At 58.7% G+C, this 16,093-nt stretch carries 15 protein-coding genes; 6 read left to right on the forward strand and 9 right to left on the reverse strand.

What is annotated here, in order from left to right:
• Window positions 1-4 precede the first annotated feature (4 nt).
• The 6 genes from NKJ04_RS19950 to NKJ04_RS19975 form a co-directional block, all read right to left on the reverse strand.
• Window positions 5-943 (reverse strand): lysylphosphatidylglycerol synthase domain-containing protein, encoded by a 939-nt coding sequence (locus tag NKJ04_RS19950; protein ID WP_502897951.1) that lies wholly within the window; start codon window positions 941-943, stop codon window positions 5-7.
• On the reverse strand, window positions 933-1,727 hold the full coding sequence (locus tag NKJ04_RS19955; protein WP_352677148.1) for a class I SAM-dependent methyltransferase: 795 nt from the start codon (window positions 1,725-1,727) through the stop codon (window positions 933-935). The genes NKJ04_RS19950 and NKJ04_RS19955 overlap by 11 nt, the downstream gene beginning before the upstream one ends.
• A 3-nt stretch (window positions 1,728-1,730) precedes the next feature.
• A complete protein-coding gene (locus NKJ04_RS19960; protein WP_352677149.1) occupies window positions 1,731-2,870 on the reverse strand; it encodes a glycosyltransferase in 1,140 nt (379 codons plus the stop codon).
• A 176-nt stretch (window positions 2,871-3,046) separates the two neighbouring features.
• Window positions 3,047-4,054, reverse strand: coding sequence for a glycosyltransferase family 2 protein (locus tag NKJ04_RS19965; RefSeq protein WP_352677150.1), 1,008 nt, complete (start codon window positions 4,052-4,054; stop codon window positions 3,047-3,049).
• 115 nt (window positions 4,055-4,169) lie between these two features.
• Window positions 4,170-4,742, reverse strand: coding sequence for an ABC transporter ATP-binding protein (locus NKJ04_RS19970; RefSeq protein ID WP_352677151.1), 573 nt, complete (start codon window positions 4,740-4,742; stop codon window positions 4,170-4,172).
• A gap of 134 nt (window positions 4,743-4,876) precedes the next feature.
• Window positions 4,877-5,764, reverse strand: coding sequence for an ABC transporter permease (locus tag NKJ04_RS19975; protein ID WP_352677152.1), 888 nt, complete (start codon window positions 5,762-5,764; stop codon window positions 4,877-4,879).
• Window positions 5,765-6,078: 314 nt separating this feature from the next.
• Here NKJ04_RS19975 and NKJ04_RS19980 point away from each other — a divergent pair, with 314 nt between their 5' ends.
• The 3 genes from NKJ04_RS19980 (at window position 6,079) to NKJ04_RS19990 (ending at window position 9,689) form a co-directional block, all read left to right on the forward strand.
• On the forward strand, window positions 6,079-8,055 hold the full coding sequence (locus NKJ04_RS19980) for an SDR family NAD(P)-dependent oxidoreductase (protein ID WP_352677153.1): 1,977 nt from the start codon (window positions 6,079-6,081) through the stop codon (window positions 8,053-8,055).
• 33 nt (window positions 8,056-8,088) lie between these two features.
• Entirely contained in the window at window positions 8,089-9,024 is a 936-nt protein-coding gene (locus tag NKJ04_RS19985; RefSeq protein ID WP_352677154.1) for a glycosyltransferase family 2 protein, read from the forward strand.
• A gap of 122 nt (window positions 9,025-9,146) precedes the next feature.
• Window positions 9,147-9,689, forward strand: a complete 543-nt coding sequence (locus NKJ04_RS19990) for a sugar transferase (RefSeq protein WP_023808522.1) — start codon at window positions 9,147-9,149, stop codon at window positions 9,687-9,689.
• A gap of 12 nt (window positions 9,690-9,701) precedes the next feature.
• Here the strand turns inward: NKJ04_RS19990 and NKJ04_RS19995 are convergent, their stop codons facing one another.
• The 3 genes from NKJ04_RS19995 to NKJ04_RS20005 are packed head-to-tail and all read right to left on the reverse strand — an operon-like array spanning window position 9,702 to window position 12,180.
• The gene (locus NKJ04_RS19995) at window positions 9,702-10,637 is read right to left on the reverse strand and encodes an NAD-dependent epimerase/dehydratase family protein (RefSeq protein ID WP_128302915.1); all 936 of its coding nucleotides are present in this window, start codon (window positions 10,635-10,637) and stop codon (window positions 9,702-9,704) included.
• Window positions 10,634-11,950 carry an O-antigen ligase family protein gene (locus NKJ04_RS20000; protein ID WP_352677155.1) on the reverse strand — a complete coding sequence of 439 codons (1,317 nt, stop codon included), beginning with the start codon at window positions 11,948-11,950 and terminating at the stop codon, window positions 10,634-10,636. The genes NKJ04_RS19995 and NKJ04_RS20000 overlap by 4 nt, the downstream gene beginning before the upstream one ends.
• A complete protein-coding gene (locus tag NKJ04_RS20005) occupies window positions 11,947-12,180 on the reverse strand; it encodes a hypothetical protein (RefSeq protein WP_352677156.1) in 234 nt (77 codons plus the stop codon). The genes NKJ04_RS20000 and NKJ04_RS20005 overlap by 4 nt, the downstream gene beginning before the upstream one ends.
• 258 nt (window positions 12,181-12,438) lie before the next feature.
• On the opposite strand from NKJ04_RS20005, the gene cysD reads away from it, so the two are divergent.
• Genes cysD through cysQ form a run of 3 tightly spaced genes read left to right on the forward strand, consistent with a single transcriptional unit; the run spans window position 12,439 to window position 16,083 of the window.
• A complete protein-coding gene (gene cysD / locus NKJ04_RS20010) occupies window positions 12,439-13,344 on the forward strand; it encodes a sulfate adenylyltransferase subunit CysD (RefSeq protein ID WP_023808519.1) in 906 nt (301 codons plus the stop codon).
• 2 nt (window positions 13,345-13,346) lie between these two features.
• Window positions 13,347-15,284 carry a sulfate adenylyltransferase subunit CysN gene (gene cysN, locus NKJ04_RS20015; protein ID WP_352677157.1) on the forward strand — a complete coding sequence of 646 codons (1,938 nt, stop codon included), beginning with the start codon at window positions 13,347-13,349 and terminating at the stop codon, window positions 15,282-15,284.
• Window positions 15,285-15,294: 10 nt separating this feature from the next.
• Window positions 15,295-16,083 carry a 3'(2'),5'-bisphosphate nucleotidase CysQ gene (gene cysQ / locus NKJ04_RS20020; protein ID WP_352677169.1) on the forward strand — a complete coding sequence of 263 codons (789 nt, stop codon included), beginning with the start codon at window positions 15,295-15,297 and terminating at the stop codon, window positions 16,081-16,083.
• Window positions 16,084-16,093 lie beyond the last annotated feature (10 nt).

The following is a 16,093-nucleotide window of genomic DNA, read 5'->3' on the forward strand; positions in this document are numbered from 1 at the left end:
CGCGCTAACTGTTATCTTCCGCAAGGCGGGTAGCGGCATACCTGCCAAACAAGAGGCCGAGCAACGCTAGCAGGCAATCGCCGGCACAAGAGATGATCCGAAAAAGCAAGGCTGCTGTGGTGGCTGAACCGACGCCGTAGACCGGTGACAGGAACTGTATAAGCAAATACTCCCGAATGCCTACGCCCGCAGGCGAGCCGGGGGTAACAAATCCCAGCAACCAACTGATCGATGTCCAAACAACAAGGCTCGAAAAATCCGCATCCGTGCCGAGGGCCTTGAGCAGGTAGCTTAGACTAAGTGCAAGAAAAATAAAACCAATCACTCCAGAGAAGATGGATATAAAAAAGGCGGAAAGTTTCTCTCTTAATTCTCCAAATATCAAGATTGCTCCGACGAAAATCATCAGAAATGCAAACATCATAGGAATTCTGTATTCATAAACTGTGGCGGCCTCATCGTTTCGTATCCATGTTGGCAGCAAGGTGAAGTCAATGGCCCGCGACGAACAGGTAATTACCAATAATGCCGATACGACAACGGATACGATCTCCATTATTATTATGGATGCTGTCGTTTTGTGCAGTACGCCATGCTTCCCTGACAGATAGAATCTGCCAAGGTATTGACCTACATTGCCTGGGAGATACTTCCCGATTTGGGAGACAAGGAAAATATGCAGGAGGCGAGACGGTGGAAGACGCGCACCAAGCGCCTTTGCAAACATTCCAAAGACCAGAGCGCCGGACATCACGCTCAGCATGTACATCAGCAATGATGTCAGAAATGGCGGTTCAAAGTAGAATGACGGTGGCCACGAAAGGACTACGCTTCTGTTAGTCCAGAAGGCTCTGCCTACGTAAACGATTGCCGCAACCGTGAGTACCGCACCGACGAAACTCGCAGCGCGTTTTCCAATTGCGGCCCACAAATTACTTGTCACCGCGAAAGCGTCCTACGACGAAATATCCATCGCCCAAATCCGTGCGCAGGAACGGCCGTTGCAACTGGATTGATAACCACATAGCCATGAGACCGGGCCAAGTGCACATCTTGTTGAATACGCCAGTGAGGCCACTCCTATCGACGCCGCTAGACGCCGTACTCTGATCGAGGTCCTTGATTGCGCTTCGCTTGTCCATTTCCGCCTGGTAGTACTTGGTACGCCGGCCAGAAACTAGATTTACGAGTGGAAACCCGTAGGATTCGAATACGACAATGTCGAGTCCCGCCTTCTCGAAAAGGTCTTTTAGTTCTTGTCGTTCGTAGCGGCGTACATGGCCAGCCCAGTCGTCGGAGACAGTCCAGCGCTTCATATGGCACGGTACGGATACGAGAAACAGGCCGCCCGGTTTCAGCCATGAAACCCAAATGCCGAGCGCCTCATGATCGTCTTTGATGTGTTCCAGGACCTCGAAGGCGGAAATCACGTCGAAAGTGCCGCGCCACTGCGGGTCAGGATCAGAAAGGATCTTGATGCTTGTTTGAACAGCCAGTGCTTTCGCAACCGACGCGGCTTCTGGCCCAGATTCAAGACCTGTAGCTTCGAACCCGCGGTCATATAAATCAAGCAGGAGCGCACCGGCACCGCATCCGATGTCCAGGGAGCGCCGACCTTTACCGATCTTCAAATGATGAAGGACTCGTGACCGGCGCAGTATGTATCTTGGTGCCGGCACCCAGCCCAACTCGGGGGCTGCTGTCCCGTAAAGAAAATGCTTGAACACGATTCAAATTCCTATCCGTTGGCATAAGTCGTCGCGCAACCGCTGACCGATTCTGAAAGGCGCAATTTCGGCAATGATCCTGTCCGAATACCCGGTGTCGGTCGCCCCGATCGCGTGAACGATGGCTTGAGCCAGTGCTTGCGGATTGCCCGCCTCGACCAGAGTTACACCTTTGGGCGGACTGTCTCCAAATAGCTCTCGAATGGCAGGAGAATCACGAGTGATAAGGGGTTTGCCCGCACTGACTATCTGAAAGACCTTATTCGGAATTACTCTGCCCGATTTGTCAGACGTCCCGAATATCCCCAGGCAGACAGTCGCTTTCTCAATTTCATTCTGGAGCTTTTCATACTCGACCCACTCGGTCCAATCGAGGTTTCCAAGATTGCGTTCTGCAATCATATGGCGAATTTTCGGTGCCTCTTGACCCGTTCCGACGATTCGAAAATTGATCGCGGCACCGGACAACAAACGAGCCGCTTCCACTATGGTTTCAATGCCATGAAGTGGAATGAATTGCCCATAAAACAAAACCGTGGCTACATGTCCGGAGCTGACTGCATTCTTTGGGCCAAAATTCTCGCTCTCCACTCCAACAAAGGCCCTAACTATTTTTCCCGGGTCAACCGAAAATGTGTCGATGTAGTATCTGCCATGCGCATTCGTATCGACCAGAACAATGTCCGCCGATCTGAGCGATATTCTCTCCAGCCAATGAATGAGGCGCGATGGGAGAGAGCCAGGCTTAAACAACTTCCGATCTTCAACAACGGTGTTAAAAATCGGAAGAAACGCATCCACGACTACCTTTTCACGCCTCAGCTTCGCCAGCGGCCAGATTAGCAAGGCATCTAGATAAGCAAAATAGCCGCACACGACGAAGTCATGACGGGCGGAGAAGATGTACCTAAAGAGAAGTATGGGGTACCAAATCGCAGCTGTTCCTATAATACGAAAAGCAATCCACACCGAGGAGACTTGGCTCTTGTCCTCGATGCCGCGCCAAACGTGAAAATGCAGTTCGTCGACCCTGACTCCTGCCTCTCGAAGGCCTTTCCGCAAAATTCGAATTCTGGGCTTGCCGGTGTCATAGGTGCCCCACAAAAGAACCTTTAGCGATCGCCCCATGTTCAATCTTGGCATTTTTTGAAAGGCAATTCTGCCGCCTTCCCACCTGCACGCATGGCGGCAACGCCAAAGAGAGTAGTGGCAGACAAAAATGAATCGTCATTCATCTGGATACGCGAGACCGAATTCACCAAAACGTCTATTGGCAGATTGCCCAAGCGGACGCCACAGGTTGACATGACCGCCCCCGCCTAGACCATCTTTCTTATTCTTTTTGACTCTTTTTGCTCGACCGCAAATGACCGTACTCTGGCCCTTCCACCATATTCCTGTTGTAGTTGCCTGATCCTGATTTCTTCGAGGATTTGCCTGTTAACCGCGATCAGTTCGGAAAGGATACCGCTCATGGCGAGGATGCCAGCAAGGGCAAGCAAGGCGCTGGAGAGAACCAGCGACTGAATGTTGCCGCTGCCTTCACCCCTTAGATAATGGAAAAGGAACCGGGCGATCATGATCAAACCCGGCGTGGCGACTATGGCCGCACACACCGAGAAGAAGCGCAGCGGGCTATAGACGACAAAGATCCTCACGACCGTTATCAGGGAGCGCCGCACATAGCTTGGTATGCTCTTGACCAGCCGCGAGGGCCGGAGATCGCCGTTCACGCGGATCGGCACCGAGGTGATCGGAATGTTCCTGCGTCCCGCCTGGATGATCGTTTCCAGCGTATAGGTGTAGCGATTGAAGACGTTGAGCTGTATCGCCGCGTCGCGGTGGATGGCACGGAAACCGCTCGGCGCGTCGGGAACCGTCGTGCCGCTGGCAAGCTTGACGACCAGGCTTCCAAGCTTTTGCAGAAATTTCTTGACGGGTGAAAAATGCTCTATCTCGCTGATCGGCCTTGCGCCGACGACGATCAGGGCCTTTTTCTCCAATATCGGGCGGACGAGATCGGGAATGCAGGAGGCATCATACTGGTTGTCGGCATCGGTGTTGACAATAACATCGGCGCCGAGCTTCAACGCCGTCTCAATGCCGGTCATGAAGGCTTTGGCAAGCCCCTGATTGTGGGGCAGCGAGACCACGTGATCCACACCGTTTTCCCGGGCAACCTCCACTGTGCGGTCAGTGGAGCCATCGTCGATCACGAGCCACTCTACCTGGTCGAAACCCTCGACCCGGCGCGGCAGGTCTGCAAGCGTGACGGCGAGTGTCCCCTCCTCATTCAAGCATGGGATCTGGATGATAAGCTTTGACAATCCACCCTCTTCTCTTTTTTCTTAAGACCGGCTGGCTGCCATTCACGGCATGGACCTGAAGAACTTTGGATATCAAGCCAATTGATGCGAGGCCGCTTTTAAACCAGGGACTCGATTAAACCAGGGACTCGATCCGCCCAGCCCGAAGCGTCATTTTCTTCGTGCAAACGCGCTCAATGAGCGCATCGTCGTGGCTGGCCAATACGATGATGCCGGCCTTTTCCGCCAGTTGGTCCATCCGTTGTTTGGCTTTTTCCTGGAAGGATGCGTCGCCGGCGCCGATCCATTCATCCATCAGCAGAATTTCGGGCTCGAGCGTGGTCGCCGCCGCAAATGCCAGGCGCGCCGCCATGCCCTGGCTGTACGCCTTGAACGGCAGGTCGATGAAGTCACCCAGTTCGCTGAAATCGATTATTTCTTCCATCTTCTCTTCGATCTCGGTCGTCGTCCAGCCGCTGATCAATCCTCTCAGCACGATGTTCCTGCGCCCGGTGGCCTCGGGGCGAAACCCTATGTTGATGTTGAACAGGGCATCGACCTTGCCCGCGATCGATATCGTGCCACCCGACGGCTGATAGATTCCATATAGAACCTTGAGCAGCGTTGTCTTGCCGGCGCCATTCGGGCCAACAAGGCCCAACCGGTCGCCTGCCTTGAGTTCGAAGCTGACATCGTCGAGCGCCTGCACGACCTGCTTGGTACCCGATTTGGCTATGTTGCCGCCAAGAGCGCTGCGACGCCGGCCAGGCGCCGAAAGTGTCAGTTTTTCGAACAGACGATAAACGAGGCTGACATTGTTCAGTTGGATGGATGTCATGGAACTCAGATCAGGAAAACGATGCGTTTGCGATAACGGCCCAGCAACAGCAACGCAAGAGCCCATAGGCCGAGACTGATGTAACCAGCCACGGCCAACGCATGCGTCGGAAATATGCCGGCCGTGATCGGCTCACGCACGCCCTCCAGGAAATAGGTGAAGGGATTCCAATGATAGGCATATTTTTGGACGCCTTCCTGACCGCTATAGACCCAGAAGACCGGCGTGAAGAACATGCCGACCCGCATCAGATTCCCGACGATGAACTCACTATCGGGAAAGAAAGCGCCCAAGAACGCAAAAACCGTTACGAATGCGGGCGTTGCCAAGATGATGAGCAGCAGACCCAGCAGCGATAGCAGCCAATTCGTGTTGATCCCGTAACCGCCCAGCAGCAGAACAAGAATGCAACCCGCCAACGAATAAGCAGCTCTGATGATGCATTGCATCGTCAATCGCATCACATAGACGAACAACGGCAGCGTTGTGCCTTGAATGAAGCTCGCTTCTCGCTGGAAGAGCGACACGCTCATGGTAATGGTTTCGGTGAGATAGAACCAGACCAGCATGCCGATGGCTACATAGGCTATATAGCTTGGGTTGCTGGCGTCGGTGGTCACGAAAACAAAGACAAAAGTGCCGACGAAAGCGAAATAATTGACCAGCATCCAAAGCGGGCCGAGCGTCGTGCGTCTGTGTTGGTCGCCGATGTCCTCATGGGCAAGCGCAATCCAGACCCGGTGTAATCTCATGGCCTTTGAGATGTCGTCAAAAGCGCCGTTTAGTGCCGCAATCATAGCTGGGAGTATCGCAATCCGTTGTTCTGGCGCATTATTCTTCGCTGGCCATAGCGAACCACCAAGCCCGTCTCTAATAGCCATTTCGATGGGCATATGGCAACGCATTGCGTCGTAACGCGGTGGGGAGCAGAGTCAACTGCGGCAAAACTGAACGCATGCTGATGCTGTGTGGCTTATTTAGCGTTTGGTAATGTTGACTTTGCGGCAATCGCCCGAGCAAGATCCATGTTCTCCACTGGACGCCTCTTCCCGAAAAAACCTCTGGCTATGCCCTCGCCCCCGAAGTATGCGATACAGGACGGCGGGGGCCGGGGATGGCACTTGAGTAAGGTGATCGGTCGCGAAGTATCTTCGTGTCGCACCTCGCTGGTGTCGATACCCCTGAGCCTGGAGTCTAGTGCCGTCCAATGAATTCCCACCTCGAAGCTGTGTTCGGGCTCAGGCCACAGATGCGGCGCGCCTTCATCATGGTCCAGGACGTGGTCATGGTCCTGGTCGCCGTTGCGCTCAGCCTCGTGCTTTCGCGGTCTAATCTTTCGTTCGACGCGCTCTCCAAGGAGGGTCTGGCGACATGGGCGGGCATCGTCGTCATCAGCCATTTGCTGTTCCGCTACAGTGGCCTCTACACCACCGTCTGGCGCTTCGCCTCGACGCCGGACTTTTTCAACATCCTGAAGAGCTGCGCGATCTTGACGTTCACTCTTTATGTGGCGTCGCTGCTGCTGCGGTTTTACCGGCCGGTGGCGGGGCTCAACGAGCGTCAGTTCATCGTCTTCTTCCTTGTCTCCTTCACCATCATCTCGGCACCCCGGCTGTTCTACCGCTTCCTGCGTGACGGCGCGAGCTGGGGGATTCTGAGCCGCAAGACCGACATCAGGCAGGCCAAGCGCGCCCTGTTCGTCGGCCGGCTCGACGAGGCCGACCTGATCATTCGCTTCACGCGCACGGCGCAACCGGCGGACTATTCCATCGCAGGCATCATGGCGACCGAGCGCGGCGCACCGTTGGGCACGCGGATTCAAGGTGTTCCCGTGGTGGCGGCCATGCCGCGCCTGATCGATGTCCTGGAAGACTATGCGACCGGCACCAAAAGCCTGGACCTGCTGATTTTCGGCAGCGGCGCCGAGCACGAGATCGAGGAGTATTCGGAACTCGTCCGCGTTGCCCGGCACGGCGACATAAATGTGGTGCAGTTCTCAGGCCTTTCGGAGTTGGAACAGCACGGAAAGCTGGTTCTCGACACCGTTGAGATGGAAACGATCCTGCGCCGTCCGGCGGTCGCGTCCGACATCCAGCGCATCGGCGCCTTTGTCAGCGGCAAACGCGTTCTGGTGACCGGCGGCGCCGGTTCTATCGGCCAGACGCTGGTCAAGCGGTCGCTGGAACTGGGAGCCGAGGCGGTGCTGGTCGCCGACAACTCCGAGTTCGGCATTTTCCAGTTGAGCCAGTATGTTGACGAGAAGGACCATGACCGGCTCAAGGTCCGCATCGTCGATGTCGCGGACCGGCGCCAGATAACGCGTGTCGTCACGGAATTCCGGCCGGACATCATCTTTCACGCCGCGGCGCTCAAGCATGTTCCGCTGCTCGAGGAGAACTGGGATTCGGCCATCCAGACCAACATTTTCGGAACGCTCGTCTGCGCCGAAGTTGCCGCCAAGTGCGGGGTTGCGCAATTTGTCCTGATATCGAGCGACAAGGCGGTGGATCCCTCATCAGTGCTTGGCATGACGAAGCGGGCCGCCGAACAGATCATCAGCGCCTTGCATGGCCAGACGGGCGGGCGTGACCCGGCCACCAAGTTCATTGCAGTGCGGTTCGGCAATGTCTTCGGCAGCAATGGTTCGGTGGCGACCATATTCCAGGCGCAAATCGAGGCTGGGGGGCCCGTCACCATCACCGACCGGCGCATGACGCGCTATTTCATGACCGTGGCCGAAGCCGTCGATCTCGTCATCATGTCGGCGGCCGATGCCGCGTCGCGGCAGAGCGGACACGATTATGCCGTCTATATGCTCGACATGGGCAAGCCGGTGCCGATCCTTGAAGTGGCCGAAACGATGATCCGCTTGTCCGGAAAGAGCCCATACAAGGACATTGCGATCCGGTTCACCGGCATCAGGCCGGGCGAAAAACTTCACGAAACGCTGCATGGCGAAGACGAGGAACTCGTCGAACTCGGCATCTCGAAGGTTTTCGGCCTCAGCACGGACGTCGTGGAATGGTCGGATGTCCAGGTCGCGCTCTCGGCCCTGCAGCAGTCGGCGAAAAACCAGGATAAGGCTGCCGCGCTCGCCGCATTGGCAGGTCTCGACCGCGCCAAGAAGGCCAGGGAGAGTGCACGTCAAGACGCGATCCCGAAAACGGCCGGGCAGGCGAGCTAGGCCCGGTTCAGAATTCAGAAAGCGATCTTGGTCGTGAGCAAAGCAGATCTGCGCGTCGCGGTCCTGATGGGCACGAAGGATGGCGCGGCCTTCATCGATGAACAGCTGCAGTCCCTGCTCGCGCAGTCGCACCCTCTGGTCGACCTGTGGATTTCAGACGATGGCTCCGTCGATGGCACGACCGCCATCATCGAGACATGGAAATCCCGCTGGCGGCCCAAAGGTCGGATGACGCTCGTAGAGGGGCCGCGGCAAGGCTTCGCCGCCAATTTCCGCTCCATGATCGTCGACCGACGCATTGAGGCGGACTGCTATGCCTTCTGCGACCAAGACGATATCTGGGAGACCGACAGGCTGGAGAGCGCTATCAGCTGGATGCGGACCCAGGATGCGAAAACCCCGCTGATGTTTTGTTCGCGAACCGCCACCATGACGGAAACAGGAAGCCTTGTCGGCCATTCGCCGCTGTTTGCCCGGCCGCCAACCTTTCGCAACGCGCTTGTGCAAAGCGTCGCCGGCGGCAACACCATCCTGCTCAACGCGGCGGCACGCGACCTGCTGGCCAGGGCCTCCACGCGGACCGGGTTCGTCAGCCATGACTGGTGGGCCTATCTCATCGTGACCGCCGCCGGCGGCATCGTCCGCTACGATCCGCGGCCGCTGGTGCGCTACCGGCAGCACGCGGCGAACCTGGTCGGCGCCAACGTGTCCTGGAAGGCAAGGGTGTCCCGGCTTGGCCGCCTGTTCAAGGGGGAATTCGCCGGCTGGACAGACCTCAACCTCGACGGTCTCGCCCTCAATCGCGACCTCCTGACCGAGGACGCGACGGCATGCCTCGACCTTTTCACCCGCGGGCGCAACGGCGGTCTTTTCCGGCGCTTGGCGGGCTTGCGCCAAAGCGGCGTCTATCGGCAGACCGTTTCCGGAAACCTGGGGCTCTATCTCGCTTTCGTCCTGGGGCGCATCTGAACATTGGCACGAGTGCGTGGCACGCTTGGTCAAAAGATCGGCTCATGCTACTTCGACCGGATTGACGGCATTTGCCTGCGGCGTTGCCTCGGGACTTCGGCAGGGAGCACTATCGGCCGTTCATGAAGGCAGCCAAGCAAATCTTCGATATTGCCGGTGCGGCTCTGCTGCTGGTGGCCACATCTCCTGTCTTGGCGCTCACCGTCCTTGCCGTTCGGGCATCGTCGCCGGGCCCGGCTATTTTTTCACAGGTGCGGGTCGGCCGTGACGGTCGGCTTTTTCGCTGCCACAAGTTGCGCACGATGTATGTCGGGACGCCGTCACTGCCCTCGCATGAGGCGCCGGTGGATTCCGTGACATCGGTCGGGAAGGTCTTACGGAAGTTCAAGCTCGACGAGCTGCCACAATTCTGGAACGTCCTGAAGGGCGAAATGAGCCTGGTCGGGCCGCGCCCCTGCCTGCCGACCCAAACGGAGTTGATCGAGTGTCGCAGGCGGCTGGGGGTTTTGGCGGCGCTGCCGGGCATAACCGGCCTGGCCCAGATCAGGGGCATCGACATGTCGAACCCGGAGCTTTTGGCCGAAACGGATGCTGCCTACCTCCGCACTGCGTCGTTCTGGCTCGATTTTCGGATCCTGTTTGGAACGCTCTACCGAAGCGGATAGGTCACCAGGGAGTCAGGATCTACCGAGCCGCGCCAGCTCGGCCAGCCGCTCGACCGTGCGAGCTTCAGGCGTCCACCCCTGCGATACCAGCAGGGCGGGGTCGCATATCTGTGTCGCAGTCAGGCTGTCCCAGAACGCCCGCCTGCCGAGCGCGGCCACGACCGGCCGTATCAGGCCGGCCGGCACAGCCATCAGACGCACAGGCCGCCCCAAACCTCTGCGAAAGGCGACGATAACGGTCTCGACGGTGACCGGCGGCACATCGGCGCCGACGTAGATCGGGCGAAGCGGTCCGGAATGGCTGAGCAGGTGCGACACTGCTCGCACCGCGGCCTCGGAAGACATCAGCGAGCGGATTCCGGTCAAGGCACCCGTCGGCAGCGGCAGCGGCGTATCGGCAAGGCGCATCAGCGTTGCCAGATTTCCCCTCATGCCGCTTCCATAAACCGGAGGCAGGCGCAACACGGCGGCGTCCGAGCGGCCGTGTAACGCGTAGGCGTCCAAAACCTTGATCTCGCCTTCGCGCTTCGAGCGTCCATAGGCGCATTGTGGGGCAGGAAGCGTGTCCTCGTCGATCGTTGCGCTGACGTGCGCGCCGATTACCGCTCGGATCGAGGAGAGATGGATGAAGCGTCCGCTTATCTGGGCGGCCGCTGCATGCGCCAGCCGCGCGCTCAATTCCACATTGACTGCCCTGTAATCGGCTTCGGTTGCATTTCCCTGATCATTGTTGAGGCCGGCGCAATGGACGACGTCAGTCATATCCCGGGTCAGTTCCAGGAAGGCGGCGGCCGGCGCGTCGAAACCGGGCATCGGCACAGTCTCGTTTTCCGAACCCAGCCTCTCGGGATGGCGGGAGGCGAGGCGAAGCTCGGCACCGGCTTCGCGAAGGTGGCGCACGACAAGACGCCCGATGAAACCTGTCGCTCCCGTGACCAGAACCTTCATGGTCTTGCCCGAAACAGCTCTTTGCTGACTACTCGCTCTTCCATCACTGGCGCAGGTGCCTGCTCTTCCAACAATGGAACCTGGCGGCCGGAGGCGAGATATGTTCCGCTCACCAGGAAGACCATCAGCACCGAGTCCAGAATGTCATGGCCGATCAGGATGCCTGTCATTCCGGCCGTCAGATAGGTGATCACCACGACGACAATCATGGTCGCGCCGAACCGCTCGCTCGGATCGCTGCTGTTTCGCAAGACCCGGACGGCATTTCCAGCGGCAACGATAAAGATCGCCGCCAGCGTCACGGCGCCCAGAATTCCCGCTTGCACCAAGGCGGTCAGGAAGCCGTTGTGAAAATGGTTGAAGCCTGTGTCCATCGCGAACTGCTCATGAAAGCCCTGCTTGATCAGAAGCTGGGTTGCACCCACACCGTGCCCGAACAGTGGCATGTCATGGAATGCTTTGAGGCCGATCTCCCAAAGCGCAACACGTATTCCCAGCGAGGTATCGTAGTTGCCGCTGGCTCCAAGCGCACCCCAATCGGAGCGCAAAAAGTCGACCCGCCCGGATATCGCCTGGAAGCTGGAAGCGGCGATCACGACGCCGACCGCCTCCAGCAGCAGCAGCAGGCGAACGGCATTCCTGCCTCTGAGCCTGTGCCGGTTGATCAGCATGACGGCGATACCGGTGATCAGCAGTGCCAGCCAGACGATACGCGAGCCGGAATAGATGACGGCGATCGTCCCGGCCAGTGCCGCGTAGAAGAGGGGTGTCCGCGCTTGCTCAATACCGGACAAGGCGCCAGCCACACACATGACCACGGAAAGGCAGACGACGGTTGCGAAGACGATCGGATTTCCAGCTCCCCCCTCGGCCCTGACGCCAATCCAATATTGCTGGATGACGGCTATGAGCAGCGCGACAAAGCAGGCGGCCATGCTGGAAAGCACGATGATGCGGGCAAGCGTGGTTTTCTGCGTGATGCTCCAGGTCGAATAGGACACGGGGAAAAACAGGAAGGTCACCAGCGGGATAAGATGCGGCGCATCCCGGGCGAACGAATTGTTGACGATGGAAGCCAGGAGATTGGAGGCGCAGTAGGCATAGATCGCGACCGTCATCCAGATCATGGGCCGGTCGGCGTTGAAGCGCCTTTTCCGTAAAGCAATCAGCAGGACTGACGAAAGGCCTCCGCCATTGAATACAAAGCTGACCACCGATCCCAGAACCGGTGGAAAAAAGAAGCAAAGGATGGAGAAGTAGTTGTTGATCCGCGAAGGCGTGAATTGCTGTCTCAGGGATGAAAGCCGGGTCAATTTTCGGGCTCGCTGTCTTCGGCAAGTTTCATGCGGCGGATCTGTTTAGCGAAGTTGAATGCGCTCGCCTCGAAATTGCCCCATGCCTCATGATGCACTTGCCCGCTTCCCGAGGCTGGTATAGCGGCTGCCCCCCATTTTCGATAGTGTATAGGGCAGATTGCCACCGAAAATCGGCGGCAGGCGCGGGCCGACCAGAGGAAGTCCCTTGAAAGCCGCAACTGGTCCATTCAAGCAATATTTTCCCCGCGTTTTCTGGGCCGTTGAGCTTGCGGGCAGGAATTTCCGGGTTTGCCGGCATCTGTGGAAAATTCATTCTCGAACCATGTGCGGCCGGGCCAGTCCAGCATTGTTCTTGACAATGGCGATCTGCTAGAACGCCGGCACGAGAAAGATTGTCCGGAAACAAGGCTCGAACCGGGCGCGAAGAGCTCGATGATTTGAGGCAAGGTCTTCTGTTGGAAGATACGAAAGAACGCCCACGGCCCATGACAACAGCGCTTACGCATCTTCAGCGGCTTGAAGCCGAGTCCATCCATATATTCCGTGAGGTTGCGGCCGCTTTTGCCAAACCGGTCATGCTCTATTCGGTCGGCAAGGATTCATCCGTGTTGATGCATCTGGCGATGAAGGCGTTTTATCCCGCCAAGCCGCCGTTCCCCTTTCTTCACGTCGACACGACGTGGAAGTTCCGCGAGATGATCGCCTTTCGCGATCAGATGGCGCAGAAACTCGGCTTCGATCTCCTGGTTCATGTCAACGAAGACGGCGTGCGCGACAACATCAATCCGTTCGACCATGGTTCGAACACCCACACCCATGTCATGAAGACCGTGGCGCTGCGCCAGGCGCTCGACAAATACGGTTTCGATGCGGCCTTTGGCGGCGCTCGTCGCGACGAGGAGAAATCGCGCGCCAAGGAGCGCATCTTTTCCTTCCGCAACGCCCAGCATGTGTGGGATCCGAAGAACCAGCGCCCCGAAATGTGGAAGATATTCAACACCCGCATCGCATCGGGTGAATCGATCCGCGTCTTTCCGCTGTCGAACTGGACCGAACTCGATATCTGGCAGTACATCCTGCAGGAAAGTATCCCGATCGTGCCGCTCTATTTCGCGAAGGAACGGCCGGTGGTGGAACGCGACGGCATGCTGATCCTGCGGGACGACGACCGCATGAAACTGCGCCCCGGCGAGACAGTGGAGAACAGGCTGGTGCGGTTCCGCACGCTGGGTTGCTATCCGCTGACCGGCGCCATCGAATCGGATGCCGACACGCTGGAAGCCATCGTCGGCGAAATGCTGACGGCACGCACGTCCGAACGGCAGGGTCGCCTGATCGACCGCGATGAAGCCGGCTCGATGGAAAAGAAGAAGCGCGAGGGGTACTTTTGACCATGCGCCACATCATGGCAAAGAGCCTCGCTCCCACCGACGACGTTCGCGACTATCTGGCTGCGCAGGAGAAAAAGTCGCTGCTGCGCTTCCTGACCTGCGGCTCGGTCGATGACGGCAAGTCGACGCTGATCGGGCGCCTGCTGTCCGACACCAAGCAGATTTTCGAGGATCAACTCGCCGCGCTCGAACGCGATTCGCGCAAGCATGGCACGACGGGCGACGACATCGATTTCGCGCTGCTGGTCGACGGTCTGGAGGCCGAGCGCGAGCAAGGCATCACCATCGACGTCGCTTACCGCTTCTTCGCCACACCGAAACGCAAATTCATCGTTGCCGACACACCTGGCCACGAGCAATACACCCGCAACATGGCCACCGGCGCCTCGACCGCCGACCTGGCAATCGTGCTGATCGATGCCCGGCAGGGGGTGCTTCGCCAGACAAGGCGGCATTCGATCATCGCCTCGCTGCTCGGCATCCGCCACGTCGTTCTGGCCGTCAACAAGATCGATCTTGTCGATTTCGATCAGGCGGTTTTCGACCGGATCGTCGAAGACTACGGGCAATTCTCACGCGATCTCGGCTTCCAGACCATTGTGCCGATCCCAATGTCGGCCCGTTATGGCGACAATGTCAGCCGCCGGTCGGAAAGCATGGAATGGTATTCCGGCCCGACGCTGATCGAGCATCTCGAAACCGTGTCGGTCGACGAAGCGATGGTCGAACTGCCGTTCCGTTTCCCGGTCCAGTATGTCAATCGTCCCAATCTCGACTTTCGCGGCTTTGCCGGCACGGTCGCCTCCGGCTCGGTTGCGCCCGGCGACGAGGTCGTTGTCGCCAAGTCCGGCAAATCCTCGCGCGTCAAGCGGATCGTCTCGTATGGCGGCGATCTCGCCCAGGCGGCCGCCGGCCAGGCCGTCACGCTCGTCCTCGATGACGAAGTCGAAATCTCGCGCGGCAACATGCTGGTTTCGCCTGCCGCACGGCCGCAAGTCGCCGACCAGTTCGCCGCCAACATCGTCTGGTTCGACGAGCATGCGTTGCTGCCAGGCCGCTCTTACATCCTGCGCACCGAGACCGACCAGACCAGCGCCACCGTCACCGACCTGAAATATCGGATCAACGTCAATGACTTTGCCCATGAAGCGGCCAAGTCGCTCGAAATGAACGAAGTCGGCATCTGCAACATCTCGACGCGGACGCCGATCGCCTTCGATCCCTTCGCCGAAAACCGCACCACCGGCGCCTTCATCCTGATCGACCGCATCTCCAACGCCACGGTCGGCGCCGGAATGATCCTGCACTCGTTGCGCCGTGCCGAAAACATTCATTGGCAGTCGCTCGATGTCGGCAAGCGCGTGCGCGCCGACATGAAGAACCAGCGGCCCGCCGTGTTCTGGTTCACTGGGCTGTCGGGATCCGGCAAGTCGACCATCGCCAACCTGTTCGAAAAGAAGCTGTTCGCTACCGGCCGCCATACCTATATCCTGGACGGCGACAACGTCCGTCACGGTCTCAACCGCGATCTTGGTTTCACCGACGCCGATCGCGTCGAAAACATCCGCCGCGTCGCCGAAGTGGCGCGTTTGATGGCCGATGCCGGGTTGGTCGTCATCGTGTCGTTCATTTCGCCGTTCAGCGCCGAGCGGCGCATGGCGCGCGAATTGATGGCCGATGGCGAGTTCATCGAGGTGTTTGTCGATACGCCGTTCGAGGAATGCGCCAGGCGTGATCCTAAGGGCCTCTATGCGCGCGCACTGAATGGCGAGATCAAGAATTTCACCGGCGTCGATTCCCCTTATGAAGCGCCGGAAACCCCGGAGATCCATCTGCGGACACTCGGCAAGTCGGCCGAAGAGATGGTCGACGCCCTGGAACACTGGCTGAACGAGCGCGACATTGCCGAAGACCAATACGATAGCGGCGGCGGCATCTGACGACAGGCTGATGCTCGAAATCTTCGAGCGCCTGGCCTTGTCGGCCGGGCGCGAGGTGATGCGCGTATTCCACGCCGGCTGTGCGGTTGACCGCAAGTCCGACGCCTCGCCGGTGACCGAGGCGGACCGCGAGAGCGAAAAGATCATTCTCGCCGGACTGCGTGCCGCATTTCCCGATATCCCCTGCGTGGCCGAGGAAGAAGCTTCCGCCGGGATCGTGCCGCCCGACCTGGACGGGGCTTTTTTTCTGATCGATCCGCTCGATGGGACCAAGGAGTTCGTTAACCGCCGCACCGATTTCACCGTCAACATAGCGCTGGTTCGCGATGGCGTGCCGGAAGTCGGCGTCGTCTTTGCGCCCTGTACGGGGCGCTTCTTTTCCGGCCAGCCGGGCAGGGCGGAATCACTCGAAATCGATGGCGATTACCAGGTCGTCGGCCGCCGGTCGATCGCGGCGAGAACGGCCGCGACGCCGCTGGCCGTCGTCGCCAGCAGGTCTCACAACACACCGGAAACCGAGGCCTATATTCGCGACCTGGGTGCCGCCGAAATCGTTTCGGTCGGTTCGTCCTTGAAATTCTGCCTTCTCGCCGGTGCCGAGGCCGATGTCTATCCGCGCTTCGGCCGCACCATGGAATGGGACACAGCGGCGGGCGACGCCATCCTGCGCGCCGCCGGCGGCATGACGCGCACGCTCGATGGCCAGCCTCTGGTTTATGGCAAGCGCAGGCAAAGCGACGACGAGGATTTTGCCAATCCGCATTTCATTGCCAGCGGCAGGGCGGCGGGCCCCGGCTGAGAAAGGCTCG

Origin of the sequence: Mesorhizobium sp. M0618 (genome assembly GCF_040320765.1) — a bacterium.
GTDB lineage: Bacteria > Pseudomonadota > Alphaproteobacteria > Rhizobiales > Rhizobiaceae > Mesorhizobium.